Origin of the sequence: Streptomyces sp. NPDC058470, assembly GCF_042721055.1 — a bacterium.
Lineage (GTDB): Bacteria > Actinomycetota > Actinomycetes > Streptomycetales > Streptomycetaceae > Streptomyces.
Window position 1 is genome coordinate 22,743 of record NZ_JBHXMF010000070.1, and the last position, 24,635, is coordinate 47,377.

At 69.1% G+C, this 24,635-nt stretch carries 22 protein-coding genes; 3 read left to right on the forward strand and 19 right to left on the reverse strand.

Annotation, left to right across the window (positions count from 1 at the left end; genetic code table 11):
- Positions 1-16: 16 nt before the first annotated feature.
- From nadD to ACFWP7_RS36405, 3 genes are all read right to left on the reverse strand, one after another.
- Positions 17-580: a nicotinate-nucleotide adenylyltransferase gene (gene nadD / locus ACFWP7_RS36395; protein WP_384390847.1), complete on the reverse strand. Its 564-nt coding sequence runs from the start codon at positions 578-580 to the stop codon at positions 17-19.
- Between the two features lie 317 nt (positions 581-897).
- Complete coding sequence (locus tag ACFWP7_RS36400; protein ID WP_366825473.1) at positions 898-1,062, reverse strand: hypothetical protein; 165 nt, start codon at positions 1,060-1,062, stop codon at positions 898-900.
- A 332-nt stretch (positions 1,063-1,394) separates the two neighbouring features.
- Entirely contained in the window at positions 1,395-1,553 is a 159-nt protein-coding gene (locus ACFWP7_RS36405) for a hypothetical protein (protein WP_384390797.1), read from the reverse strand.
- Positions 1,554-1,649: 96 nt separating this feature from the next.
- On the opposite strand from ACFWP7_RS36405, the gene ACFWP7_RS36410 reads away from it, so the two are divergent.
- Entirely contained in the window at positions 1,650-2,828 is a 1,179-nt protein-coding gene (locus ACFWP7_RS36410) for a M48 family metallopeptidase (protein ID WP_384390800.1), read from the forward strand.
- Positions 2,829-2,980: 152 nt separating this feature from the next.
- Here ACFWP7_RS36410 and ACFWP7_RS36415 read toward each other — a convergent pair whose 3' ends face one another.
- From ACFWP7_RS36415 to rplU, 11 genes are all read right to left on the reverse strand, one after another.
- Positions 2,981-4,045 (reverse strand): hypothetical protein, encoded by a 1,065-nt coding sequence (locus ACFWP7_RS36415; RefSeq protein ID WP_384390802.1) that lies wholly within the window; start codon positions 4,043-4,045, stop codon positions 2,981-2,983.
- A gap of 147 nt (positions 4,046-4,192) precedes the next feature.
- Positions 4,193-4,825: a hypothetical protein gene (locus tag ACFWP7_RS36420; RefSeq protein WP_384390805.1), complete on the reverse strand. Its 633-nt coding sequence runs from the start codon at positions 4,823-4,825 to the stop codon at positions 4,193-4,195.
- Positions 4,826-5,058: 233 nt separating this feature from the next.
- Positions 5,059-6,345 carry a glutamate-5-semialdehyde dehydrogenase gene (locus tag ACFWP7_RS36425; RefSeq protein ID WP_384390808.1) on the reverse strand — a complete coding sequence of 429 codons (1,287 nt, stop codon included), beginning with the start codon at positions 6,343-6,345 and terminating at the stop codon, positions 5,059-5,061.
- 73 nt (positions 6,346-6,418) lie between these two features.
- Entirely contained in the window at positions 6,419-6,877 is a 459-nt protein-coding gene (locus ACFWP7_RS36430) for a hypothetical protein (RefSeq protein ID WP_384390849.1), read from the reverse strand.
- Between the two features lie 208 nt (positions 6,878-7,085).
- Positions 7,086-8,213, reverse strand: coding sequence for a glutamate 5-kinase (gene proB / locus ACFWP7_RS36435; RefSeq protein WP_384390812.1), 1,128 nt, complete (start codon positions 8,211-8,213; stop codon positions 7,086-7,088).
- Positions 8,214-8,413: 200 nt separating this feature from the next.
- Positions 8,414-10,600, reverse strand: coding sequence for a hypothetical protein (locus ACFWP7_RS36440; RefSeq protein WP_384390815.1), 2,187 nt, complete (start codon positions 10,598-10,600; stop codon positions 8,414-8,416).
- Positions 10,601-10,738: 138 nt separating this feature from the next.
- The gene (locus tag ACFWP7_RS36445) at positions 10,739-12,238 is read right to left on the reverse strand and encodes a D-ribitol-5-phosphate cytidylyltransferase (protein ID WP_384390818.1); all 1,500 of its coding nucleotides are present in this window, start codon (positions 12,236-12,238) and stop codon (positions 10,739-10,741) included.
- 224 nt (positions 12,239-12,462) lie between these two features.
- Positions 12,463-13,638 (reverse strand): hypothetical protein, encoded by a 1,176-nt coding sequence (locus ACFWP7_RS36450; protein WP_384390821.1) that lies wholly within the window; start codon positions 13,636-13,638, stop codon positions 12,463-12,465.
- Between the two features lie 102 nt (positions 13,639-13,740).
- Complete coding sequence (obgE, locus tag ACFWP7_RS36455; protein WP_384390824.1) at positions 13,741-15,177, reverse strand: GTPase ObgE; 1,437 nt, start codon at positions 15,175-15,177, stop codon at positions 13,741-13,743.
- A gap of 136 nt (positions 15,178-15,313) precedes the next feature.
- Positions 15,314-15,568: a 50S ribosomal protein L27 gene (gene rpmA / locus ACFWP7_RS36460; RefSeq protein ID WP_028802588.1), complete on the reverse strand. Its 255-nt coding sequence runs from the start codon at positions 15,566-15,568 to the stop codon at positions 15,314-15,316.
- 14 nt (positions 15,569-15,582) lie between these two features.
- Positions 15,583-15,903 carry a 50S ribosomal protein L21 gene (rplU, locus tag ACFWP7_RS36465; protein WP_081221565.1) on the reverse strand — a complete coding sequence of 107 codons (321 nt, stop codon included), beginning with the start codon at positions 15,901-15,903 and terminating at the stop codon, positions 15,583-15,585.
- Positions 15,904-16,263: 360 nt separating this feature from the next.
- Here rplU and ACFWP7_RS36470 point away from each other — a divergent pair, with 360 nt between their 5' ends.
- Entirely contained in the window at positions 16,264-18,294 is a 2,031-nt protein-coding gene (locus tag ACFWP7_RS36470; RefSeq protein WP_384390827.1) for a glycosyltransferase family 2 protein, read from the forward strand.
- A gap of 46 nt (positions 18,295-18,340) precedes the next feature.
- Positions 18,341-18,934 (forward strand): dTDP-4-dehydrorhamnose 3,5-epimerase, encoded by a 594-nt coding sequence (gene rfbC, locus ACFWP7_RS36475; protein WP_384390830.1) that lies wholly within the window; start codon positions 18,341-18,343, stop codon positions 18,932-18,934.
- 57 nt (positions 18,935-18,991) lie between these two features.
- Here the strand turns inward: rfbC and ACFWP7_RS36480 are convergent, their stop codons facing one another.
- The 5 genes from ACFWP7_RS36480 to ACFWP7_RS36500 all read right to left on the reverse strand — a co-directional run bounded on the left by ACFWP7_RS36480 (position 18,992) and on the right by ACFWP7_RS36500 (position 24,432).
- Complete coding sequence (locus tag ACFWP7_RS36480; protein ID WP_384390833.1) at positions 18,992-19,786, reverse strand: class I SAM-dependent methyltransferase; 795 nt, start codon at positions 19,784-19,786, stop codon at positions 18,992-18,994.
- A 132-nt stretch (positions 19,787-19,918) separates the two neighbouring features.
- Positions 19,919-21,355: an FG-GAP repeat domain-containing protein gene (locus ACFWP7_RS36485; RefSeq protein ID WP_384390835.1), complete on the reverse strand. Its 1,437-nt coding sequence runs from the start codon at positions 21,353-21,355 to the stop codon at positions 19,919-19,921.
- 91 nt (positions 21,356-21,446) lie between these two features.
- Positions 21,447-22,337, reverse strand: coding sequence for a dTDP-4-dehydrorhamnose reductase (gene rfbD, locus ACFWP7_RS36490; RefSeq protein ID WP_384390838.1), 891 nt, complete (start codon positions 22,335-22,337; stop codon positions 21,447-21,449).
- A complete protein-coding gene (rfbB, locus tag ACFWP7_RS36495; RefSeq protein WP_384390841.1) occupies positions 22,334-23,368 on the reverse strand; it encodes a dTDP-glucose 4,6-dehydratase in 1,035 nt (344 codons plus the stop codon). Before rfbB ends, rfbD begins: the two co-directional genes overlap by 4 nt.
- Complete coding sequence (locus ACFWP7_RS36500; RefSeq protein WP_384390844.1) at positions 23,365-24,432, reverse strand: glucose-1-phosphate thymidylyltransferase; 1,068 nt, start codon at positions 24,430-24,432, stop codon at positions 23,365-23,367. The genes rfbB and ACFWP7_RS36500 overlap by 4 nt, the downstream gene beginning before the upstream one ends.
- Between the last annotated feature and the right edge of the window lie 203 nt (positions 24,433-24,635).

Sequence of the window (24,635 nt, forward strand, 5' to 3'; positions counted from 1 at the left end):
TGCCCCTCTCGGCTCACTAGCCGCGGTACAGCTCACGCTTGTCGATGTAGCGCACCACACCGTCCGGCACCAGATACCAGACGGGATCGCCCTTGGCGACCCTGGCACGGCAGTCTGTGGACGAGATGGCGAGTGCGGGGACCTCGACGAGCGAGACACCGCCCTCGGGAAGTCCCGGATCGGTCAACGTGTGGCCGGGCCGGGTGACCCCGATGAAGTGCGCGAGGGAGAACAGCTCTTCCGCGTACCGCCAGGTGAGGATCTGGCCGAGCGCGTCGGCGCCGGTGATGAAGAAGAGGTCCGTGTCGGGGTTGAGCGCGCGCAGGTCGCGCAGGGTGTCCGTGGTGTACGTCGGGCCGCCGCGGTCGATGTCGATGCGGCTCACCGAGAACGTGGGGTTCTCCGCGGTCGCGATGACCGTCATCAGATAGCGGTCCTCGGCCGGGGTGACCTTGCGGTCGGTCTTCTGCCACGGCTGCCCGGTCGGCACGAACACCACCTCGTCGAGGTGGAACTGTGCGGCGACCTCGCTGGCCGCCACGAGGTGCCCGTGGTGGATCGGGTCAAACGTTCCGCCCATGACGCCGAGGCGGCGCTTGCCCGGATTCAAGGGGGCGTTCCCGGGGCCGATCGTCAGACGCTTCACCACGTCAGGACTCACCACGCCCGGGCCCACCACGCCAGAACTCACCACGCCCGGGCCCACCGCGCCACCACCGACCACGCCACCATCGACCGCGCTGCCGGCGATCCCACCGTTCGCGTTGCCGTCGGCCGCGCCGCTCTCCGTGTCACTCGCCGGACCGGTAGGCATGTCCTGCTCTCCCATGCGTGCAGACCCTACCGGCCCGACCTACGAGCCCTGATCGACAGGGGTCCTCGAAGGCCCCGTTGGGGTCAGCGGTCCCGGTTGAAGCGCGTGGTGATCCACAGCAGCAGCAGGAGGACGAAGAAGGCGCCGCCGCCGGTGAGGTAGGGGCTGAGGCTCTCGTGGTTGCCGCCGTGCTCCTCGCCCTCGGCGGCGAGCGTGACCAACTGTGCGGCGGTGCTGTGGAAGCTCATCTCGGCAGACCTATCCGGTGTGGGCGGGATAAAGACGTCGGCCCATCGTAAGCGTGGGCCTCGGCCACGATCACGCCGACTCCGCCGTTGGTGAGGCACCCGGCACTCGAGCAACCACCGACCGCCGACGGACCGCCCACCCGTCACACCTCACCCCCACCCGCCACCCGAAGCGACCTCGGCCCAAGCAATGCCCACCCAAGCAACGTCGACCGCGAGGAAGACGTCAGTCAAGGAGAAGCCCGGCACCAGACACCGTGCCCGATGCACCACAGCAAACACGCAGGTCGACAAGAACTAGTTCACGCCGGTCGACAGGGGCTTCCAGTCGTCTAGTCGTCCCGCTTGTAGCCGCGCAGCAGGAACCACGCCAGCAGGACGGAGCCCAGCACCATCACGATCAGCACGACACGGAGCAGATCGCCCGCCCCCTGTCGGTCGGCGGCGTCGGCCGCCTCGGTCAGCCAGAGGGCCGCGGGAATGTGCTCCATGGGGATAGCTCCTTACGGTGTGCTGCCCCATCACCGTATCTCCGCCTACGCTGGAGCCCGCTTCGGGGGCACGGCACTCAGAGCATGGGGGAACATATGTCCGATGACAGCCACGAGCAGAGCGGGCACGAGAACGTGCCCAGCAGGCAGCGCAGGCGCTTCGAGGGGATCTCCTCGCGGGCGTACGAGCATCCGGCGGACCGCTCGGCCTTGGTGGCCCTGCGCAAGCTCAGCGGCTTCGACACGGTCTTCAAGGCGCTCAGCGGTCTCCTTCCGGAACGCAGTCTGAGGCTGCTGTTCCTGTCCGATTCGGTACGCGTCTCGGACGCCCAGTTCGCGCACCTCAACGCCATGCTGCGGGACGCCTGTTACATCCTGGACCTGGAGAAGGTCCCGCCGATGTACGTCAACCAGGACCCGCAGCCGAACGCGATGTGCATCGGCCTGGACGAGCCGATCATCGTCGTCACGACCGGCCTGGTGGAGCTGCTGGACGAGGAGGAGATGCGGGCCGTCATCGGGCATGAAGTAGGCCACGCGCTGTCCGGCCACGCGGTCTACCGCACGATCCTGCTGTTCCTGACCAACCTGGCGCTCCGGGTCGCGTGGATTCCGCTGGGCAACCTCGCGATCATGGCGATCGTGACCGCGCTGCGCGAGTGGTTCCGCAAGTCCGAGCTGTCGGCGGACCGCGCCGGCCTCCTGGTCGGCCAGGATCTGCGGTCCTCGATGCGCGGCCTCATGAAGATCGCGGGCGGCAATCACCTGCACGAGATGAACGTGGACGCGTTCCTCGCACAGGCCGAGGAGTATGAAGCGGGCGGCGACCTGCGCGACTCCGTGCTCAAGATTCTCAACGTGCTGCCGCGCACCCACCCCTTCACCACGATCCGCGCCGCCGAGCTGAAGAAGTGGGCGGAGTCCCGCGACTACCAACGGATCATGGACGGCCACTACCCGCGGCGCAGCGAGGACAAGGACACCTCGGTCGCGGACTCGTTCCGGCAGTCGGCGGCGAGCTACGCCTCCGACGTGAAGAACTCCAAGGACCCGCTGATGAAGCTGGTCGGCGACATCGCGGGCGGCGCGGGCGACCTCGGAGGCCGGGTGCGGCGAGGCTTCGGCGGTTTCGCGAGCAGTTCACCGAAGGACCCGGGCGACTCGCCCAAGGACCCCAAAGCCCCGGAAGCCCCCGAAGCCCCCAAGGACCAGGACGCACCGCCGTCGGCCACCGGCGACCACCCCGAGGACGACCGCCCCGACGGCAACAGCTGACCGGCGACCATCGACCGGACACCGGACACCGGAGACCAGCAACCAGCAACCAGCCCAACGAGATACGACGAGATGCGACGAAAGCCCCACAGGGCACCCAAGGTCTCAGACCGGCTCAAACCCGGCTCAGACCCTGGGTCAGCCCCGGGCGCTCACACCTTCGGCTGTGCGCTCGTCGCCAGCGATCCGCACAGCGCCGTGGCGCTGCCGGTCGCGTACGGGTCCGTACCGGCCGGGCCGCCCGCCTTCGCCGTCTGCCCCGCGAGCAGCGGGCGCAGCTGGTCGACCGAGTCCTCGGAGCAGGCGAGCGGTCCGGCCTGGACGTAGGAGACGACCAGTTCGGCCTGGTGCATGCGCAGGTCGTCGCGGTCGAAGCGGAAGTGCAGCTCGCGCCGGACGGTGAAGAGTGAGGCGTCCGCCTGCTCGTCCGAGCCGGCCGGCTTCAGCGCGTACACGAAGGTGTGGTCGGCGATGACCTCAAGGGTGTTCGAGTCGAACTCCGCGGCCTGGAGAGAGCCCTGCACCCGGATCTTGGAGTCGGCGAGCTGGACACTCGGGTCGAAGCGCACCAGCCAGCCGGTGGGGGCGTGCCGACCATCGGCGGTCGGGCGGTCGAAGCTCTGGTCGAACTGATCGAGTTGCTGCGGGTCGAGCAGGATCCGTACGGGCCGGGTGGCGCCGCCCGTGAGTACCTCCGGGTCCAGGGAGGACTCGACGAGGTAGTCCTTGACGGTGGTCAGGGCGGTGACGACCTGACTGTCGGAGAAGTGGGCGGTGCGCCGCGAGGCGGGCAGCGTGATGCCCTCGGCGCCGATGCGGAACTGGGCGGCCGGGCTGTTCGCGTACAGGTCCTCGGGGCGGGTGGCCCCCGGTACTGCGGTCTGCGGCGCGAGCGGGATCACCGTCATCCGCAGTGGCTCGGGAGGCTGGGCGACAGGGGTCTGGTACGGGTGGCGTACGCCCATGTAGATCGCGGTACCGAAGGCGACGGCGATCAGCAGGACGAGGATCAGCGCCTGCCTGGAGAGGCCGCGGCGGCGGGGCGGGCGGCGGCGTACGGCCGGGGCGTGATCGGCAATGCGCTCCTGCGCGGAGAACTCCTGGAGACGGGCAGCACGGACGAACGACTCGTCGAAGACGACGGATCGGTACTCGTCCTCTCCACCTGCGGGAGCACCCTCGGGTGTCCCCTCAGGTGGGTCTCCAGGCCCGCCCATACCTTCAGAGTAGGTCGCGGGGGGCTCAGGTAAACGCCCTGCTACACCACAAGTTCTGACAGGTTCTCACCAGAGTCGCCCCGGCGTTCGCCCCGGGTTCGCCCCGGTGATCACATCAGGTTCATCCGGTTGATCCATGCCGGGCCGTCACGGTGTACGAGGGACCGCCGACACCGCCGGCTGGGAATAGTCGGCCGAAGCGGAAGGACTACTGCCGGTGATCTTGTCGAGGCCCTGTTCGAGGCCGGTCGAGGCGGGCGCCGGTACCTGCTCCTGGCGGTTCGAGGACGCTCCCCGGTAGACCGCCGTGAAGGCCAGCGCGACCATGCCGATGCCCATCACCAGGGCGAGCATCCAGGCGACGGGGCGCTGCCAGCGGGTGTGCTTGCCGTAGGCCCTGCCGTACGTGCCCGGCGCGCCGTAGCGGCGCTCCAGGACCTCGGTGTCGTCCAGGTCGTCCAGATCCGGGTCATGGCCGAATTCACCGCGGCCGAACCCGTCCTCGTAGCGCTCGTCGTCACCGCGTGCGCCCCGGGTGCGTGCCCTGCGCGCCTCGGCCTCGGAGGCCTCCGCGCGGGCCTGGGCGGCGGCCAGCAGCCGCTCCACGGCGGTCGGTTCGTGGACCGCGGCTGCCCGTACGAAGTCCTCGTCGAAGACCACGGCGGCGAACTCTTCGTCCGCACCCCCGCGGTCGCGGTCGTCGTCGGGCTCCCAGCCGTCGGGAAACGGCGAGCCCCCCACGTCCTCCGGCACATATCCAGAGTAGACCTGGGGGGTCATTTTGGGCAGACGGTATGGAAATTCATCCGCCTGGCGAGACGCGTCTCACGCGCCGCGCGCCCCGCCTCCACGCCGGAGGCGCCACCGGCCGCACCCACGAACACACCCGTGGACGCCCCCGCCGAACCCGTAGGTCGCCTCACCGCCGAACGTGTCCGTCCCCCGTGGCCTCAGCCCGAATGCGTCCGTCCCCGTACCCCGCCTCTCCCGTCCCCGTCCCCGCCCCCGTCGCCTCACCGCCGAACGTGCCCGTCCCCCGTGACGATGTACTTCGTGCTCGTCAGCTCCGGCAGCCCCATCGGCCCCCGCGCGTGCAGCTTCTGTGTGGAGATGCCGATCTCGGCGCCGAAGCCGAACTGGCCACCGTCGGTGAAGCGGGTCGAGGCGTTGACGGCGACCGTCGTGGAGTCGACCAGTTGGGTGAAGCGGCGGGCCGCCTGCTGCGAGGTGGTGACGATGGCCTCGGTGTGGCCGGAGCTCCACAGTCGGATGTGCGTCACGGCCCGGTCGAGCGAGTCCACGACGGCCGCGGCGATGTCGTACGACAGGTACTCGGTGTCCCAGTCCTCGGCCGTGGCCTCCACGACGGTGGCCCTGGAGCCCTTGGCGTAGGCGAGGACGCGCTCGTCGGCGTGCACGGTGACCCCGGCGTCCGCGAGGGCGTCCAGGGCCCGCGGCAGGAACTCGGGGGCGATGTCCTGGTGGACCAGAAGGGTCTCGGCGGAGTTGCACACGCTGGGCCGCTGCGCCTTGGAGTTGATCAGGATGTCGATCGCCATGTCGAGGTCGGCGTGCGCGTCGACGTACACATGGCAGTTGCCGGTGCCGGTCTCGATGACCGGGACGGTCGATTCCTGGACGACCGTGCGGATCAGCGAGGCGCCGCCGCGCGGGATGAGGACGTCGACCAGGCCGCGGGCGCGCATCAGCTCGCGTACGGACTCGCGGCCCTCGCCGGGGACGAGCTGGATGGCGTCGGCGGGCAGCCCGGCACCGCCGACGGCGTCGCGCAGGACGCGGACCAGGGCGGTGTTCGACTCGAACGCCGAGGAGGAGCCGCGCAGCAGCACGGCGTTGCCGGACTTCAGGCAGAGTGCGGCCGCGTCGACGGTCACGTTCGGGCGGGCTTCGTAGATGATCCCGACGACGCCGAGCGGGACGCGGACCTGGCGCAGGTCGATGCCGTTCGGGAGGGTCGAGCCGCGGACGACCTCGCCGACCGGGTCGGGCAGCGCCACGACGTCGCGCACGTCCGAGGCGATCGCGCGCACGCGCTCGGGCGTCAGCGTGAGCCGGTCGATGACGGTCTCGCTGGTGCCGGCCTCACGGGCGCGCGCGATGTCCTTGGCGTTGGCGGCGACGATCTCGCTCGTGCGGACCTCCAGCGCGTCCGCGATCGCGAGCAGCGCGTCGTCCTTCTCGGCACGCGGCAGGGGCGCGAGGTCGGCGGCGGCGGACTTCGCGCGGTAGGCGGCCTGGGTGACCGGAGACATCGAGTCGTACGGCGAGAGCGTGGTCATGTCGGCAGCGTAATGCTCCGAACGGGTCTGTTCAGCCCATGTCCCAAACCCCGAGACACACGGTGAAGATGACTCAAAAGGGATGAACACCGACAGGTGTGGCCGGCAGTGGTCCGTACCCCTCCGCGATCCGCTGGTGGTAGGTCTCGCGGTCGATGACCTCCAGGCCGACGATCTCCCAGGGCGGCAGCTTGGCGGTCTGCCGGTGCTCGCCCCACAGGCGCAGCGCGACGGCCGCCGCGTCGTGCAGGTCGCGGGCCTCTTCCCAGTAGCGGATCTCGGCGTGGTCGTTGGCGTACCGGCTGGTCAGCAGAAAGGGGTGGTCGTGGGCGAGCTGCTCAAGGCCGCGCCTGACCTCCTTCAGCGGTGCCTCGTCACCCGAGACGCTCAGCGTGACGTGCCACAGCCGGGGCTGGTCCACCGGCTTCTCGCTCCCGTACGTGTCTCCGGCCGCGACACTCGTCAGCGTCCGTTCCTCACCCACCGCACGGGAGGCGGCACCACCGCGGGACGCCGCCGCCCCAGGGCGCACTCGTCTCACGACGGCCTCCTTTACGCAATGGTGGTGATGAATCTCAGGGTCTCCCTGCCACAAAGTTGAGCAGGTGGGGCGCCGTCGCGTGGCGGTTTTACGGAACGTCCCCCGGCGGAGGACGGGCTTTCGGACGTTTATGGGGCAACTCCACGACAACTGCACGTGCGGGTGCACGACGTTCCGCACGTGCGGAACGTCACCACACCTACTGGTGGAGCAGGACGAGGGCGTCCCTGTGTACGACTTCGCGTTCGTACGCGGGTCCCAGCTCGCGCGCCAGTTCCCTGGTCGAGCGTCCGATGAGCTGGGGGATCTCCTTGGCGTCGAAGTTCACGATCCCCCGCGCGATCGCCCGCCCCGTGCTGTCGCGCAGTTCGACGGGGTCACCCGCGGTGAACTCGCCCTCGACGGACGCGATACCCGCGGGCAGCAGCGAGGTGCGCCGCTCGACGACCGCGCGCACGGCTCCGTCGTCGAGGGTGAGCGCGCCCTGCGGGGTCGAGGCGTGCTGGAGCCAGAGCAGCCGGTCGGCGGAGCGGCGGCCGGTGGTGTGGAAGTACGTGCCGGTGTCCCGGCCCGCGAGGGCGTCGGCGGCGTGCACGGCGTTGGTCAGCACCACGGGGATGCCCGCGCCGGTCGCGATCCGGGCCGCCTCGACCTTGGTGACCATGCCTCCGGTGCCGACGCCGGCCTTTTTCGCGCTGCCGATGTCGATGCCGTCGAGATCGGACGCGCCGCGTACTTCGGCGATCCGCGACGTACCGGGTTTGCCGGGGTCGCCGTCGTACACGCCGTCCACGTCGGAGAGCAGGACGAGCAGGTCGGCGCGTACGAGATGGGCGACGAGCGCGGCGAGACGGTCGTTGTCGCCGAAGCGGATCTCGTCCGTGGCGACGGTGTCGTTCTCGTTGACGATCGGCAGGGCGCCCATGGCGAGGAGCTTGTCGAGGGTGCGGGCGGCGTTGCGGTGGTGGGCGCGGCGGCTGGTGTCGTCGGACGTGAGGAGCACCTGTCCGACGCGGATGCCGTGCCGGGCGCAGGAGGCGGTGTAGCGGGCGATCAGGAGGCCCTGGCCGACACTGGCCGCGGCCTGCTGCCGGGCGAGGTCCGTGGGGCGGCGGCGCAGCCCGAGCGGGGCGAGCCCGGCGGCGATGGCGCCGGAGGAGACGAGGACGACTTCCCGCTCACCGCCGCTGCGCGCCTTGGCGAGCACGTCGACGAGGGCATCGACCCGGTCGGCGTCGAGGCCGCCGGCGGCGGTGGTCAGCGACGAGGACCCCACCTTGACGACGATCCGGTGAGCCTGCGCCACGGCCTGCCTTGCCCCTGCCACCTGCGTGCATCCCCTCGCGTTCGATCCGGCTGCCCGCCCGGCAATTTACGCGAAGGGGACCGGGCGTCGCGCATCGGTCCACTTCCCGGACAGGCGTCTTGTACATATTCGTCCCATACGCGCGCTTCCTCGACGCAATGGGTCCGACTCCCGAGGGAAATCCTCGGGAGCCGGACCCTGAAGCACGCTGATCCGGCAGGTCAGTCCTTGACCGCCGCCCCGCCGGTCTCGCCGGTCGTCCCCCGGCCGGGCAGCGCGCTCGCCAGGTCCACGGCCGCGGCCGAAGCGGCCGAGGCGTCCGGGGAGGCAGCGTCCGGCGCCGGGGCGCCCGGAGCCGGGACATCCTCAGCCGAAGTGGCCGAAGTGCCGGTCTCCTGGCCGAGGTTGCGGGCCTCGGCCTTCTGCGCGAGCTGCCGCACCGCGGAGTTGAACTGTTCGATCGAGGTCGGCTTGTCCGGGCCGAGCAGATACTGCTTCAGCTCCTGGCGTTCGGCAGCCTGCGCGTCAGCTGCCGGGTCGCGCACCGCGGCGAGCAACTCGGGCAGTTCGGCAGCCGAGTTGGACAGGATCACGGCGGCACGCACCGCGGTGTTCTGCCGCTTGAACTCCTCGACGCCGAGCTCGGCGGAGTCCGTGACGGCATACGGCTTGCCGCTCGCGATGAAGTCGGAGACCACGCTGGAGATGTCGGAGACCATCGCGTCGGAGACGTTGAAGCAGTCGTACAGGCGCGGCTCGGCGCCCGCGATGACGCGGTGCTCCCAGGTTCCGGCCGAGCGCCAGTACGCGTCGTCCCATTCGGCGCGCAGCCGGAGAACCTCGGCGTGCTTGGCCAGGTCGACCATGCCGTCGCGGGTGGCCTCGGCCTCGTCGCCCGCCTCGTCGCCGCCGGTCAGCTTGGCGAGGCGGGCCTCGATGCGGGTCAGCTCGGCCCGGGCGGCGCTCCGGTCGGCGCCGTCGGCGGCGAAGCGCGGGTCTGCGGCGCGCTCGGCGGCCGCCTTCACGATCAGCGCGACGATCCGCTCGTGTGCGGTCTTCGCCTGCGTGCTGACGGTGCCGGTGAAGGGGTGCGGCTTGTAGAGGACGCGGACCGGCGGGTCGGCGGCGAGCAGTTTCCGCACGATGTTCTTGCCTGCGAGCAGGAGGGAGGTGTTGCCGGGGTTGCCGTCCCAGCCCTCCCAGGTGGGCGCGTACAGGACCGTCGGCATGCCGCCGTCGGCGGATCCCTCCGGCACGCCCTGCCAGGTCTGGATCGGCGCCAGCTGCGGGCGGCCGACCTCGACGATGTCCTCGTCACGGACGCCGACATCGGCGATGGCATAGCGGTCGCGGCCCGCGCGGCCGGCGGTCCACACCTCGTCGTACGCCTTGCTGAACGGGTTGACGCTGGCGAGCTTGTCGCTGTCGCCGTGGCCGATGAAGACGTGCTTCATGGTCGGGACGCGCAGCAGGTGGATGTTCTTGCCGACGTTCGCCGCGTACAGCGCGACACGCACCGTGGACAGGTCCATGTTCATCAGGTGCACCCCTCCGGGCACGCAGATGACCGGCACGGTGGTGGGCGCCATGAGCTCAAGGATGGCGCGTTCGCGGAGGATGATCAGCGGCCGGGTGTCCAGCTGCTCCATCGTCTCCAGCCACATGTTGACCTGGTACGCCGACTCCTTGGAGCCCGAGAAGTAGAGCACCGTCTCCGGGCGGTAGTTGCGCAGCCACGCGTCGGCCGCAGCCAGGACCTTGTCCGCGTTCGGCGGGGTGCTCTTGCCACGGACGTACGGAACGAGCACGGCGACGTAGCAGAGGGCCAGCACCAGCGTGATGCCGACGCCGACGAGCCCGTACACGGTCGAGTCGCTCGCCGCGGCGACGAGCACGCCGACGACCGCGGCCAGGTCGAGGTGGAGCATCTTCTCGGCGGACCGGTCGAGCAGGGCGTTCGGGGGCGCGTCCGGGATGCGGATACGGGAGCCGAGGTCGACGTTGCGGGTGGCGACCGGCATCCTGCGGCGCGATCGGATCAGCGTGACCAGCGCGCTGTGCGGGGCCTGGAAGCCGAAGAAGGTCAGGAAGCCCGCGATCGCCGCGTAGAAGACGATGCTGTCGGCCAGGTCCAGGCGCGCCAGGAGCAGCACCAGGAGCAGTTCCCGGATCAGGAACCGGATGGACAGACCGGCCCGCACCTTGCCGAGGCGGTTGATCAGATAGCTGCCGCGCCGGTGCAGATAGTGGTCCGCCAGATACGTCACGGCGGCCGCGGCCGCGAAGGCGGGGACGCTCGGCAGCAGCGCGGCGAGCATCAGGCAGGGGAAGCCCAGCATCATGAGGGCCGCCGCGGCCAGCTCGGCCGCACTGCCCACCCGGGCAACGCGAATAGCGGTGGAAATCACGAAGAAACCTGCTCTTGAGGGGTGAGTGCCGGTTTAATGCCAAAAGAGGAGAGTTTGAACTTTACGGATTCAGGCCTCCATGAATGCGAGGAAAACACGCAACCACAGAGGCCTGAATTCTGAAGATCGATTAATTGATTATGCCACGCCGTCCTGGCGGTCCAGGACGGCGGCCAGTGCCGCCTCGAAACCGGAGGCATTTCCGGCCTCGGCCGTCGGGTCCTGCTGACGGACGTCGATGACGTGCCCGGTGAGCTCGGAGAGCAGCACGTCGAGCGAGGTCCGCGCGACGGCCTCGGAGGAGAGCAGCGAGCCCGTGGGCTCCTGGCCGAACGCCTTGGTCCGCATGGGGGTCGCGGTGCGCTCGGGGTTGATGCAGTTGACGCGGACACCGTCTCCGGCCCACTCGTCGGACAGGGCCTGGGTGAGGTTGACCATGGCGGCCTTGGTCGAGGAGTAGAGGCTGTACTCGGCACGCCCGCGGGTGTAGCTGCTCGACGTGTAGAGGAGCAGCTGCCCCTTGGTCTCGGCCAGGTACTTGTACGAGGAGCGGGCGATCTGCACCGGCGCCAGATAGTTGACCTTCAGCGCTTCCTCGATGGTCGCGTTGTCCGTCTCGGCGAGCTTGCCGATGCGCAGCACGCCCGCGGTGTTGATGACGTAGTCGATGCGCCCGGTCTCCGCGTACGCCGTGGACAGCGCGTCGTCGACCTCCTCCGGGTTCTCGACGTGCGTGCCGGTGGTCGAGCGGCCCAGCGCGTATGCCTTGGCGCCGTAACCCTCGGCGAGTTCGGCTATGTCCTTGCCGATGCCGTACGAACCGCCGAAGACCACGACGGTCTTACCGGTGAGCAGCTCACGGTAGGCGGCCTCGTCGGCCTGCTGGGGCGCGGCGGTGGAGGCGAGCTGGAAGAGCTTGTCGGCGATGAAGACGTCGACGGGCTGCGTGACCTTCATGTTGTACTCGTCGCCCGCCACGACGTGGATCGGCACGTCCGGCAGGTACTTGAGTACGACGCTGCAGTCGTCGGTGGCCTGGAAGTTGGGGTCGTTCGCGGCGACCTCGTACGCCCGGCGGATGGTGGACAGCTTGAACGCCTGGGGCGTCTGGCCTCGGCGCAGCCGGGAGCGGTCCGGGATCTCGGTGATGAACTCGCCGTCCTCACCGTGGGTGCGGGTCACGATGATCGTGTCCGCGGACGGGATGGCGACGTCGACGGCCTGGTAGCGCTCCAGGGCGGTGACACAGTCGTCGATGACACGCTCGGACAGCAGCGGGCGTACGGCGTCGTGGAAGAGGACGTTCGCGTCCTGGCCCTCGGGCAGGCCCTCGCCGAGGGCCGCGATGGCACGCTCGGTGGTTTCGTTCCGCGTCGAGCCGCCCTCGATGATCCTCGTCACCTTGGCGAAACCCGCCTTCGCGACGATCTTCTCGACGTCCGGCACATAGCCCGGGGCCATCAGCACGATGATGTCGTCGATCGAGTCGGCGTTCTCGAAGGTGGTCAGCGTGTGCTCGATGACCGCCTTGCCGGCGATCTTCAGCAGCTGCTTCGGAATCGACAGACCGACGCGCTGACCAGTGCCACCGGCAAGGATCACTGCGGTGGTACGGGGCTTGGCAAAGTGCTCAGACACAGGCGACCTACCTTGGGGCAACAGGGAACCTTGGAATAGTCCCACTTTCGGTTACCGCCGTGCAAGGTGAGCGCCGCCTGCTGCATATGTGCGCGCAACCGGTTATTCACCTTGCATGCAGGCGCCTTCCCAGCACCCGAACCGGATTGCCCGGATTTGCTGTGAGTAACTGCACACGATTTCCGTACGTCCTCCACGCCGAGGTCGGACTCGGAGACTGCGGCTCAGGTCCGCTTCAGCCGCCTGAGCACCCGGTGGCCCAGCACCCGGACGAGTTCCCTGGACGGCGTCTGGTGAACCGTACGCGCCGGGGTCCTGCGCGCGGGTACGGTGGCCGCGGCGGCGAGCGCACCGTACAGCGCCTGGGCCGCCACCTCCGCGTCGATCCGCACGGGTACCGGCTCCGCGCTTTCCGCGGCGGGCAGGACGGACAGCAGCGCCGGATCGCCGAGGACGCGTACGCCCATGGACCCGATGCGCTCGGCCATTTCCGCGCCGATTCCCGTGGCCGCCTCCAGCGCCCACGCCGGCGTGCAGATACGCGCGTCTCCCGGGGTGGGGCGGCAGGTGTTCTTCATATGCAGGACCGCACCGCCGCGCACCAGCTTGGAATACAGCTCGTCGGGCAGGCCATTTCCGCGGAATTCCCTGTTGAGCTTCCGCAGCATTTCGGTTTCGGCCAGCGTAAGGGAGCGGTTGACGGTGTCCGGCTCCGGCACCAGAAGATCGCCGGGCAGACCGAGAAGGGATTCGAAGGTACGCATGAGGCCGCCCCGGTCACCGTCGTCGACCACGGCGACGGTGAGGTTCTCGGCGCCGACGACCCGTACCCATCGCTCGACGAGCCGGTCATGGCGGTGGCGCCGCCAGAAGCTCGGGTTGGGCTTCTCGTACGGGGCCTTGCGCAGCATGTGGGTGAGCCAGTCCTCGTAGCCCATGCGCAACCCGTTCTGCACGTACTGCTGCCACTGCGAGGGCATGATCTTCGTCAGCGGGCGCACGGTGATCAGGACGTGTACGCGGTCCCGGCCCAGGTCGTCGACGATCCGCGCGATGGTCTCGTCGTCCGGGGCGTCGGCGAAGAACTCGCTGCTGACCACCGAGGTGCGCTTCCCGGTGGCCCGCACCAGGTCCACGAGCCGCTGCCAGTGCTGCTCGGTGGGCCGGGTGTCGCCGATCATGGCGGGCCGGGCGCAGACCGCGAGCGCGGCTTCCATGGGGTGTCTGCTGCGGGCCGGAAAGTCGACACCGTGGCCGGCCATCGCGTCCTTCGCGGCGAACAGCGCGCCCTGGATCGAGGTGGTCCCGGTCTTGTGGGGACCTATGTGCAGCAGCCGGGTGCCCGCGGGAAGCGGCGTCGGCGCGGCCGTCATGTCAGGTGTCGAACAGTCGATCTCCATGGTAAGAGGACGTTAAGAGCAGATGCTGAGGAGGAGCTGAGAATGCCCTGGGACTCAGGTAAGTCCCAGGGCATCCGTGCGTTCGTACGCGTGCGACCCGAACTAGAACGGCTCGAAGTCGTCGTACTCCTTCTCCGTCTCGTCCCGCTCCGCCTGCTTGTCACGGCGGCGCTGGGTGGCGGGACGCGGTGCCTCCAGGCGGTGGTCCTCACCACGGCGGCCGAGCATCTCCGCGCCGGCCATCATCGTGGGCTCCCAGTCGAAGACGACCGCGTTCTCCTCGGGGCCGATGGCGACGCCGTCGCCCGAGCGGGCGCCCGCCTTCATCAGCTCCGTCTCGACGCCGAGGCGGCTGAGGCGGTCGGCGAGGTAGCCGACGGCCTCGTCGTTGCTGAAGTCGGTCTGGCGGACCCAGCGCTCGGGCTTCTCGCCGCGGACGCGGTAGAGGCCGTCCTCCTCGCGGGCGACGGTGAAGCCGGCGTCGTCGACCGCCTTCGGGCGGATGACGACCCGGGTCGCCTCCTCCGCCGGCTTGGCGGCGCGACCCTTGGCGACCACGTCGGCGAGCGCGAAGGACAGCTCCTTGAGGCCCGTGTGGGCGACCGCGGACACCTCGAAGACGCGGTAGCCGCGCGCTTCCAGCTCGGGCCGCACCATCTCGGCGAGGTCCTTGCCGTCCGGTACGTCGATCTTGTTGAGGACGACCATGCGCGGCCGGTCGCCGAGGCCGCCGTACTGCTTCAGCTCCTCCTCGATGATGTCGAGGTCGGAGACGGGGTCGCGCTCGGACTCCAGGGTCGCCGTGTCCAGGACGTGCACCAGCACGCTGCACCGCTCGACGTGGCGCAGGAACTCCAGGCCGAGACCCTTGCCCTGGCTGGCGCCTGGGATGAGACCGGGCACGTCGGCGATCGTGTAGACCGTCGAACCGGCCGTCACCACGCCGAGGTTGGGCACGAGGGTGGTGAAGGGGTAGTCCGCGATCTTCGGCTTGGCGGCGCTCAGCACCGAGATCAGCGAGGACTTGCCCGCGCTCGGGTAGCCGACGAGCGCCACGTCCGCGACGGTCTTCAGCTCCAGGACGATGTCCTGGAGGCCGCCCGGCACACCGAGCAGCGCGAAGCCGGGCGCCTTGCGGCGGGCCGAGGACAGCGCCGCGTTGCCGAGGCCACCGCGGCCGCCCTCGGCGGCGACGTACGTCGTGCCCTGTCCGACCAGGTCGGCGAGCACGTTGCCCGCCTTGTCCTGCACCACCGTGCCGTCCGGCACCGGCAGGACCAGGTCCTGCCCGTCCTTGCCTGACCGGTTGCCGCCCTCGCCGGGCTTGCCGCTGGTCGCCTTGCGGTGCGGGGAGTGGTGGTAGTCGAGCAGCGTGGTCACGGCCTGGTCGACGACGAGGATCACGTCACCGCCGTGGCCGCCGTTGCCGCCGTCCGGGCCACCGAGCGGCTTGAACTTCTCCCGGTGTACGGAGGCACAGCCGTGACCTCCGCTACCCGCGGCGACATGCAGCTCGACGCGGTCCACGAAGGTGGTCATGGGATGTGCCTCCAGTTACGTACGGAAAGTCTTTCGGATGCCGCGCCCCTCGTTGGGGCCACATCCATTGAAAACACGCGAAAGGCGGACCCGCTTCCCGTAGGGGAAGTGAGGTCCGCCTCGCGAAAAGTACCGGTCAGGCGACCGGAACGATGTTCACGACCTTGCGGCCACGGTGGGTACCGAACTCCACCGCACCGGCGTCAAGGGCGAACAGGGTGTCGTCCTTGCCACGGCCGACGCCGTTGCCCGGGTGGAAGTGGGTGCCGCGCTGGCGGACCAGGATCTCACCGGCGTTGACGACCTGACCGCCGAAGCGCTTCACGCCGAGCCGCTGAGCATTGGAGTCGCGACCGTTCCGAGTGGACGATGCGCCCTTCTTGTGTGCCATCTCTCCTCAGTCCCTTACTTCGCAGCCGCGGGGATCTCAGTGACCTTGATCGCCGTGTACTGCTGGCGGTGGCCCTGACGACGGCGGTAACCGGTCTTGTTCTTGTACCGAAGGATGTCGATCTTGACGCCCTTGTGGTGGTCCACGATCTCGGCCTGGACCTTGATCCCGGCGAGGACCCACGGGTCGCTGGTCACGGCTTCGCCGTCGACAACGAGCAGCGTAGAGAGCTCTACGGTGTCGCCAACCTTGGCAGTGGAAATCTTGTCAACCTCAACGATGTCGCCTACAGCAACCTTGTGCTGGCGACCACCGCTGCGCACGATGGCGTACACGCGGATCTCTCTTTCACTCGGAACCGGACCCCTGACGCCAGCCGCTCACACGGACCCGAGGGCCCGATGATCCGGATTCGGACGAGCGGCCTCCCCTGCTCGAAGAGCAGGAGGTGGGGTGCTCAGGGATGGGTGTGTACGGAGACAACACCGAGGGTCAAGGTTACGGGGCACTCCAGGCCCGGTCAAACCGGGCCCGCCCGTCCCTGCGGGGCGGCACCCGCGGCCCGGGAAAGCTCTCGCTTGTACCCAATACAGCTGCGGATACCCTGTGAGTCCAGCCATACACGTGATGGCTACCCGCCATACACACGGTGGCCACCCTACTCAGGGCGTCCGACAGGAGACAGGTACAAGTACATGCCGACCAAGGTGAGCGTCATCATCCCGGTCTACAACCCCGGAAAGTACATCAAGCCCTGCATCGACTCACTGTTGAGGCAGACCCTGTCTTCCGACGAGTTCGAGGTTCTCTTCGTTGACGACGGCTCGACCGACGAAACTCCCGCCGAACTGGACGCCCTCGCCGAGGAGCACCCGCATTTCCGGGTCATCCACATACCGAACTCCGGCTGGCCCGGGAAGCCCCGGAACATCGGGGTGAGCGAGGCCGCGGGAGAGTACGTCCAGTTCCTCGACCAGGACGACTACCTCGCCTCCGACGCCCTGCGCCGGATGTACGACATGGGGCACCGCAACGGCTCCGACATCGTCATCGGCAAGGTGGCCAGCAACTTCCGCGGTGTCCCGCACGGCGTCTTCCGCCTGGACCGGGAGAAGTGCACCCTCCAGGACGCACCGCTGTACGACAGCCTCACGCCGCACAAGATGTTCCGCACACAGTTCCTCCACGAGAACAAGATCGCCTATCCCGAGGGAAAGCGGCGCCTGGAGGACCAGCTGTACATGATGGAGGCGTATTTCCCCGCCAAAGTCGTGTCCATTCTCGGCAGTTACACCTGCTACTACTACTCGAGGCGCGACGACGGGAACAACGCGGGATCCGCGAAGATCGTCCCGTCCGGCTATTACGGAAACCTCCGCGAGGTCCTCGACGTCGTCGTCGCCAACACCGAGCCCGGAGAATTCCGGGACCTGCTGCTCCGACGCTTCTACCGGGTCGAAATGCTCGGCCGGCTCAGCGAGCCCTCCGTACTCAAGTACGAGCCGGATTACCTCGACGAGATGATCGACGCCATCCAGCCGCTGGCCAAGGACTTCATGGGCGACGGCGTGCACGACGGGCTCGGCGCGCTCACCCGCGTCCGGTCCACCCTGCTGCGCCGCGACGACCGTCAGGGACTGCTGAAAATCGCCCGCTTCGCCGCCTCCATCAAGGGCGCCGCCCGACTGGAGAACGTCGCCTGGCAGCCCGACGGCAAGATGTCCGTCAGCACCACCGTGCGGCTGGTGCAGGGCGAGAACGGCGAGCCGCTCAAGCTGCTGCGCCGCGACGGACGCCTCTTCCTGCACCCGGAGTTCACCGAGGACCTGCTGGCGGACGGCGAACTGGTCGACGTCACGGACGAGATGGACGGCTTCAAGGCCGAGATGTCCATGCGCAACCGCGAGACGGCCGTCGAGTGGACCTGCCCCGCCGAGTTCAGCGCCACCGTCGAGGACCTGGAGGACGGCGCCTGCGAGGTCGTCCTGCGCGGCACCGGCAAGGTCAACCCCCAGGGCGGCAAGGGCCGTGGCCCCGTCTCCCGCGGCTTCTGGGACATCTGGGTGCCGGTCCGCGGCCTCGGAGTGGTCCGCAAGGCCCGCCTCGGCGCCGACCGTGCGGCGCACGTCGACGCCGACTGCCTGCCCGCGCTGCTCGGCTCCCCCGCCCGCCCGGTCATTCCGTACTTCACCGACCCGCACGGCAATATCACCTTCGACGTCGAGCGCCGCGCCAAGAAGATGGCGACGTATCTCGAAGGCCGCCCCGTGCTGCGGATGCCCGGCAACAAGCCGGAACTCCGGCTCGACATCTTCACCCGTGCCGCGGCCGGACCGAAGAAGGCGGAGCTGGTCCTGAGCTCCGAGGACGGCCGCACGCACACGCTGTCCGCCCAGACCCGGCACGTCGCCGGCCGCGCCCACCTCCCCCTCCCGGTGCGTGCGAAAGACGTGACGCCCGGCCTCTGGAACCTCTCGGTCAAGCTGGACGGAGCCAAGAGTGAGGCCCTTCCGCTCTGCCAGGTGACGGTCGCGGGCAACGGGCGGCTGCAGCTCGGCACCGATCTCGCGGTCGTCGCTCCCGAGGTCGTGGCGGCGGAACTGCGCAAGCAGCGCAGGACGGTCGTACGCCGCGGTCTGCGCGCCGTCGGCGGTCCGGTCGTCCGCAGGCTTCCCGCCCCGGCCCGCAAGAAGCTCCGCAGCCTCGCGGCGAAGCTCGTCGGCTGATCGGCCGCACACCACGTACACGCACCACACAAAGGATGTGATCACCATGCGGGAGCTCAGCATCGCGGGCGCCTGGGTGCACGAACCGAAGATCTTCCCAGACGACCGCGGGAGCTTCCACGAGTGGTTCAAGGGGGCGGACTTCACGGAGTCCACCGGCCACGGTCTGAACCTGGCCCAGGCCAACTGTTCGGTCTCCAGCCGGGGCACCCTGCGCGGCATCCACTTCGCCGACGTCCCGCCGAGCCAGGCCAAGTACGTGAAGTGCGTACGCGGCGCGGTGCTGGACGTCATCGTCGACATCCGCACCGGCTCACCCACGTACAAGCAGTGGGAAGCCGTACGACTGGACGACGCGGACCACCACTCCGTGTACCTCTCCGAGGGCCTCGGGCACGCCTTCATGGCGCTGACCGACGACGCGACCGTGGTCTACCTCTGCTCCGAGGGATACGCCCCACAGCGCGAACACGGCATCCACCCGCTCGACCCCGAACTGGGCATCGAGTGGCCCTCGGGCCTGACGCCCGTCCTGTCCGAGAAGGACGCGGCGGCGCCGACCCTGGCCGAGGCGGAGGCACAGGGCCTGCTGCCTTCGTACGCGGACTGCCAGGCCTACGCGGCCCAGCTGCGCGCCTGAGGCAATGACAGAGGGGGCCCGCGGAGCAGATCCGCGGGCCCCCTCTCTGCTGGTCGCTCAGCCGCCGAGCGCCGCGATCTTTCCACGCAGGGGAGCGAATCCCGAGCGCGAGCGGCGCAGGTTGCGGGCCCGGGTCAGGGCGGGCCAGAAGTCGGCCCCCAGCAGCGCCTCGGGCTGCACGGCGTGCTTGCGCACGAGCACCTCTTCGGGGACCGCCTGCGGGTCAGGGGTGACGTACTCCTTGATGATCTCGTCGTACGCCTCCTTGAGCACGGTGTTCTGCGGGTCGGCGCCGAAGACCACGGCGACGCCGGTCGGCGCGGTGTCGACCTCCAGCACCGTCAGGTCGGGGCGGTACTTCCGCAGGACGGTCACCAGCTTGTAGACGTCGCCCGTCCAGAACTTGGTGTGCCGGTCGCGGGCCGCCTCGTCGACGTCGCGCGGCAGCATGTCGTCGAGCACGATCACGCTCGACCAGCGCGAGTGGCGCTCCACGTTCATGAAGTCGCGCAGCGCGTACTCGAAGAGGTGCATGCCGTCGATGAAGGCCAGCTCCAGCGTGGGATCGCCGCCGAGCACTCCCAGCGGGTCCTTGCGGGCGAGGGCACGGAAGGGGTTGCGGCCGCGGCGCAGGTGCACCAGCGGGTCCTTGCGGGCGAAGAAGTCGTCGCTGGTGGCTTGGACCAGGTGGACGTCGCAGCTGATCGACGTCACCACCTTGAAGGCCGGGTCGATCGCCACCGACGCGACGCGCGAAAGTGCCAGGCTGCGGCCGTCGTTGACGCCGATCTCCAGGTAGTTTCGCGGACGGTAGACACGGTGCAGTCCACGCAGGAGTTCATGACGGTCCACTGAAGCGGCCTTTCGACGGATTCCGGCTGTTGTTCTTGTTCCCGGCGAAGTTACTCATCTGATGGCTCGGGCGTAAGCTTTCTTGGAAGTTCATCACAAATTTACTCGCTCACGGGCGGGAAGGCCCGTGGGTCACACGACGCCGAAGGTGTTCCACCTCTTGCTCTCTATCTCCGGCCCGAGGTCGAGGTCGGCCTCCTTGACCACGAGCATCGGGGCGAGCTCAACCCCGCCCGGCCCGCCGCGCAACACCTGGACCTCGGGTTTCTGCGGGTCCTCGACCGCGTAGTCCGTCCCGCCCACCACCAGGAGTTCGGCCGCTCGGTCGCCGTTCGTGTCCAGCATCCCGCCGGGGCTACCGGGTATGGCCTGCGCCTTTTCGACCGTAAGTCCGTCAGCGCTCCCCCTCAGCAGAACAACGGTGGTGACCACGTCGTCCGGGTCCGAGGCGTCACCTGGGCCCGTCGTGACCGAGAACGCCACATCGGCGTATCCGTCGCCATGGACGTCACCGACCGTCACCCCGGAGCCGAATGTGCAGGAGGAAAAGGGCCCTTGAACGGGCAGGCCCGCTGTCTTCTCGGTGATCCGCAGAGGCTTCAGCTTCTCGCTCTGCCCGGAGGGTCCCCCGTACAGGACAGCCACTCGACTGCCACCGTCCGGGAGCACGGGCTCGCCCATGGACTCACAGGTGAGGCCTGCCACGACATCGGCGAAACCGTCCTTGTTCAGGTCCCCGGTCCTGAGCGTCTCGCCGTAGAAGTCCTTGCCGTGCTCGTCCTTCAGGCGCGGGCCCTTGACCAGCTTCCCGTCGGCGGCACCGCGGTACACGAGGGTCGCGCGCGGGACGGGTGCCTCGTCCGCGTAGATGTGGGACCAGGTGACCAGGAGGTCGTCCTTGCCGTCCCCCGTCACGTCGCCGGCTGCGGAAGGCCTCGCGATGGGGTTCTCCGGGTCGCTCGGCGTCAGGTCGAGGGAGACGGTGCGGCGCGGTGCGCCTGCGCGGCTGAACGGCCCCAGGAGGACTCGTGCGCTGTTCTCCTCGGTCCCGGTGATGACGAGGTCGTCCTGCCCGTCACCGTCGAAATCGCCGACGACAGGTGCGGAACCCGCGAGCCGGGCGGCTCCGGAAAGCCCCTCGGCGCTTCCCCAGACGACGAAGATCGTGTTGTTGCCCGCCTGGCTGACGAAGTCGGCCCGCCCGTCACCATCGAGGTCGGCGGTCACGCTCCTGCCGTCGGATCCGAATCCACCGCCCTCGCCTGCCTTGCCGAGCCCGAGCCCGTCCTGAGTGACTACCTGCGACCCCTTGATGGCCGGGCCCTGCGAGGATCCGCGGAGAACGACCGCGTATCCGGCGGAGTCAATCCCGTTGACGGTCCCCGACCCGTCGCCGACCACGAGATCCCCGTACCCGTCCCCGTCGAAGTCCGACCGCACGGCCTCCCGGTGCGTCCGTCCCTGCTCCGCGTCCTTCCCGCCCGTCTTCTCGGGCGCGTCCGTCCCGCCCGTCCCGCACGCGGACAGCAGGAGAATCAGAAAGACGCCTGCAATCTGCCTTCTCTTCATGGGGACACGGACCAGCGAGCCGCGCCTTAGGTTGTACGGAAAGTGGCCGGGTCCCGCCCCAAGGCAGGACCCGGCCACGCAGTTCGTCCGGTCAGCTCCGCTCGGCCGCCACCAGCGCCGGGAACGCCTCCGTCAGCGCTTCCCGCCAGTCCCTGACCGGCTCGATGCCCGCCGCCGCCCACCGGTCGTGGCCCAGCACGCTGTACGCGGGCCGCGGCGCAGGGCGTACGAACGCCTCGCTGGTCGTCGGACGGACCCGCGCCGGGTCGGTGCCCAGAAGCCGGAAGATCTCCTGCGTGAGGCCGAACCAGGTCGTCTCGCCGCCGCTGGTGCCGTGGTAGACGCCCGCCGGTGCGGTGCCCGCGAGGGCGCCCCGGCCCAGGCGGACCAGCCGGTCGGCGAGGTCGACGGTCCAGGTCGGCTGGCCCCGCTGGTCGTCGACGACGTCCAGGGTGTCCTTGACGCCCTCCAGCTTGATCATCGTGCGGACGAAGTTGCCGCCGCCCGCCCCGTACAACCAGGCCGTACGGACCACGAAACCGTTGCCGGGAAGCGTCGAGAGGACCGCCTGCTCGCCGGCCAGTTTGGTACGGCCGTACGCGCTGCGCGGGCCGGTCGCGGCGTCCTCGGCGTACGGCTTCTCGGCGTCGCCGGGGAAGACGTAGTCCGTGGAGACGTGCAGGAGTACGGCGGCCTGCTCGCGGCAGGCCTCGGCGAGGTGGCGCGCGCCGTCGCCGTTGATCCGCAGCGCGTCGGCCTCGCGGGTCTCCGCGTCGTCGACAGCCGTCCAGGCCGCGCAGTTGACCACGACGGCCGGGCGGTGCTCCGCGAGGACCGCCCGTACGGCGGCGGGGTCGGTGATGTCCAGGTCGGTGCGGGTGACCGCGACCGCCGGGACGCCGGCGGTCGCGAGCCGGGCCAGGACATCCTGTGCGAGCATCCCGCCCGCGCCGGTCACCAGCCAGCTTCGGGTGTCGCTCACAGGGCCGCCCGCTCCTTCAGCGGCTCCCACCACGCGCGGTTCTCGCGGTACCACTGGACCGTCTCCGCCAGCCCCTGCTCGAAGCTCTTGCGCGGGACGTAGCCCAGCTCCTCGCGGATCTTCGTGCAGTCGACCGAGTAGCGTCGGTCGTGGCCCTTGCGGTCCTCGACGTACTCGACGCTGGTCTCCCAGTCGGCGCCGCACGCGGCGAGCAGCAGCCCGGTGAGCTCCTTGTTCGAGAGCTCGGTGCCGCCGCCGATGTTGTAGACCTCGCCCGCGCGGCCCTTGGTGCGGACCAGGTCGATGCCCTGGACGTGGTCGTCGATGTGCAGCCAGTCGCGGACGTTGCCGCCGTCGCCGTACAGCGGGACCTTCTTGCCGTCGAGGAGGTTGGTGACGAAGAGCGGGATGACCTTCTCGGGGAAGTGGTGGTGCCCGTAGTTGTTCGAGCAACGGGTGACGCGGACGTCCAGGCCGTGGGTGCGGTGGTACGACAGCGCGATCAGGTCGCTGGAGGCCTTCGCCGAGGAGTAGGGCGAGTTGGGCTCCAGCGGATGCGTCTCGGGCCAGGAGCCCTCGTCGATCGAGCCGTAGACCTCGTCGGTGGAGATGTGCACGAAGGTCTTGATGCCGGCCCGGTGCGCCGCGTCGATGAGCGTGTGGGTACCGACCACGTTCGTACGGACGAACTCGGCGCCACCGTCGATGGAACGGTCGACGTGCGACTCGGCGGCGAAGTGCACGACCTCGTCGTGCTCGGCCATCAGCTTGCCGACCAGCTCGGGGTCGCAGATGTCGCCCTGCACGAAGGCGAATCCGGGGTGCGCGCGCACCTCGTCGAGGTTGGCCGGGTTGCCCGCGTACGTCAGCTTGTCCAGGACGGTGATCGAGACATCACCGGGACCCTGCGGGCCAAGCAGCGTACGGACGTAGTGGGAGCCGATGAAACCTGCGCCGCCGGTCACGAGAATCCGGGTCGGGCGGGCGGGAGAAGAGGAAGTCGGGTGGGCGGGAGAAGAGGAGGTCGTCATGAAGAGATCTGCACCTTGCTGTGATCACCGAGCACGAGCCGGTGGGCTGCGGGGTTACGGGGGGCGGGAGTGACCTCGACATCGCGGCCGATCAGCGAGGCCTCGACACGGCGCACGCCGGTCACGGAGGAGCCGCGCAGCACGATGGAGTACTCGATCTCGCTGTCCTCGATCCGGCAGTCCTCGGAGACGGAGGTGAAAGGACCGATGTACGCGTCGCTCACCACCGTGCCGGCTCCGATGATCACGGGTCCGACGATCCGGCTGCCGCTGACACGAGCGCCCGCCTCGATGCGCACCCGGCCGATGATCTCGCTGTCCTCGTCCACCGTGCCCGCGTTCAGCGGTTCCACGGTCTCCAGGACCGACCGGTTGACCTCCAGCATGTCGGTGACGTTGCCGGTGTCCTTCCAGTAGCCGGAGATCGTGGTGGAGCGGACGTCACGCTTCTCGTCGATCAGCCACTGGATGGCGTGCGTGATCTCCAGCTCGCCGCGCCAGGAGGGCTCGATGGAGCGGACGGCCTCGTGTATGGCCGCGGTGAACAGGTACACGCCGACGAGCGCCAGATCACTCTTGGGCTTCTTCGGCTTCTCCTCCAGGCCCACCACCAGGCCGTTGCCGTCGAGCTCGGCGACACCGAAGGAGGTGGGGTTGGGGACCCTGGTCAGCAGGATCTGCGCGTCGGGCCGGTCGGCCCTGAACTCCTCCACCAGGCCGCTGATGCCACCGACGATGAAGTTGTCGCCGAGGTACATGACGAAGTCGTCGTCACCGAGGAAGTCCTGGGCGATGAGCACGGCGTGGGCGAGGCCCAGCGGCGCGTCCTGCGGGATGTAGGTGACCTTGATCCCGAACTGCGAACCGTCACCGACCGCCTCGCGGATCTCGTCCGCGGTGTCCCCGACGACGATGCCGACCTCGGTGACGCCGGCGTCGGCGATCGCCTCAAGGCCGTAGAAGAGCACGGGCTTGTTGGCGACCGGCACCAGCTGCTTGGCCGAGGTGTGTGTGATCGGGCGGAGGCGGGTGCCCGCTCCCCCGGAGAGCACGAGAGCCTTCACGTATTGCCCCTAGAGACTATGGTTCACATGGGAAAAGAATCCCATTTTTTCTTACTTTGATGTCAATCTCGCTCCTTATCTTAGCCCGATCGTGCATCACTGATTCACGCGTCGTTCACCTATGCGATCTGCGGATGACGGCTCGTGGGGGTGTACGACGGGGTGTACGACGCGGAACGGCGGTGGCCCGCCCGGTTCGCACC

Excerpts from the sequence above, each read along its gene's own strand:
- rfbB (WP_384390841.1), bottom strand. The coding sequence starts at position 23,368 with ATGACGACCTCCTCTTCTCCCGCCCACCCGACTTCCTCTTCTCCCGCC.
- ACFWP7_RS36415 (WP_384390802.1), bottom strand. The coding sequence starts at position 4,045 with ATGGGCGGGCCTGGAGACCCACCTGAGGGGACACCCGAGGGTGCTCCC.
- ACFWP7_RS36450 (WP_384390821.1), bottom strand. The coding sequence starts at position 13,638 with ATGGAGATCGACTGTTCGACACCTGACATGACGGCCGCGCCGACGCCG.
- rfbC (WP_384390830.1), top strand. The coding sequence starts at position 18,341 with ATGCGGGAGCTCAGCATCGCGGGCGCCTGGGTGCACGAACCGAAGATC.
- nadD (WP_384390847.1), bottom strand. The coding sequence starts at position 580 with ATGGGCGGAACGTTTGACCCGATCCACCACGGGCACCTCGTGGCGGCC.
- ACFWP7_RS36405 (WP_384390797.1), bottom strand. The coding sequence starts at position 1,553 with ATGGAGCACATTCCCGCGGCCCTCTGGCTGACCGAGGCGGCCGACGCC.
- rpmA (WP_028802588.1), bottom strand. The coding sequence starts at position 15,568 with ATGGCACACAAGAAGGGCGCATCGTCCACTCGGAACGGTCGCGACTCC.
- ACFWP7_RS36420 (WP_384390805.1), bottom strand. The coding sequence starts at position 4,825 with ATGACCCCCCAGGTCTACTCTGGATATGTGCCGGAGGACGTGGGGGGC.
- ACFWP7_RS36400 (WP_366825473.1), bottom strand. The coding sequence starts at position 1,062 with ATGAGCTTCCACAGCACCGCCGCACAGTTGGTCACGCTCGCCGCCGAG.
- ACFWP7_RS36425 (WP_384390808.1), bottom strand. The coding sequence starts at position 6,345 with ATGACCACGCTCTCGCCGTACGACTCGATGTCTCCGGTCACCCAGGCC.
- ACFWP7_RS36410 (WP_384390800.1), top strand. The coding sequence starts at position 1,650 with ATGTCCGATGACAGCCACGAGCAGAGCGGGCACGAGAACGTGCCCAGC.
- obgE (WP_384390824.1), bottom strand. The coding sequence starts at position 15,177 with ATGACCACCTTCGTGGACCGCGTCGAGCTGCATGTCGCCGCGGGTAGC.
- ACFWP7_RS36470 (WP_384390827.1), top strand. The coding sequence starts at position 16,264 with ATGCCGACCAAGGTGAGCGTCATCATCCCGGTCTACAACCCCGGAAAG.
- ACFWP7_RS36485 (WP_384390835.1), bottom strand. The coding sequence starts at position 21,355 with ATGAAGAGAAGGCAGATTGCAGGCGTCTTTCTGATTCTCCTGCTGTCC.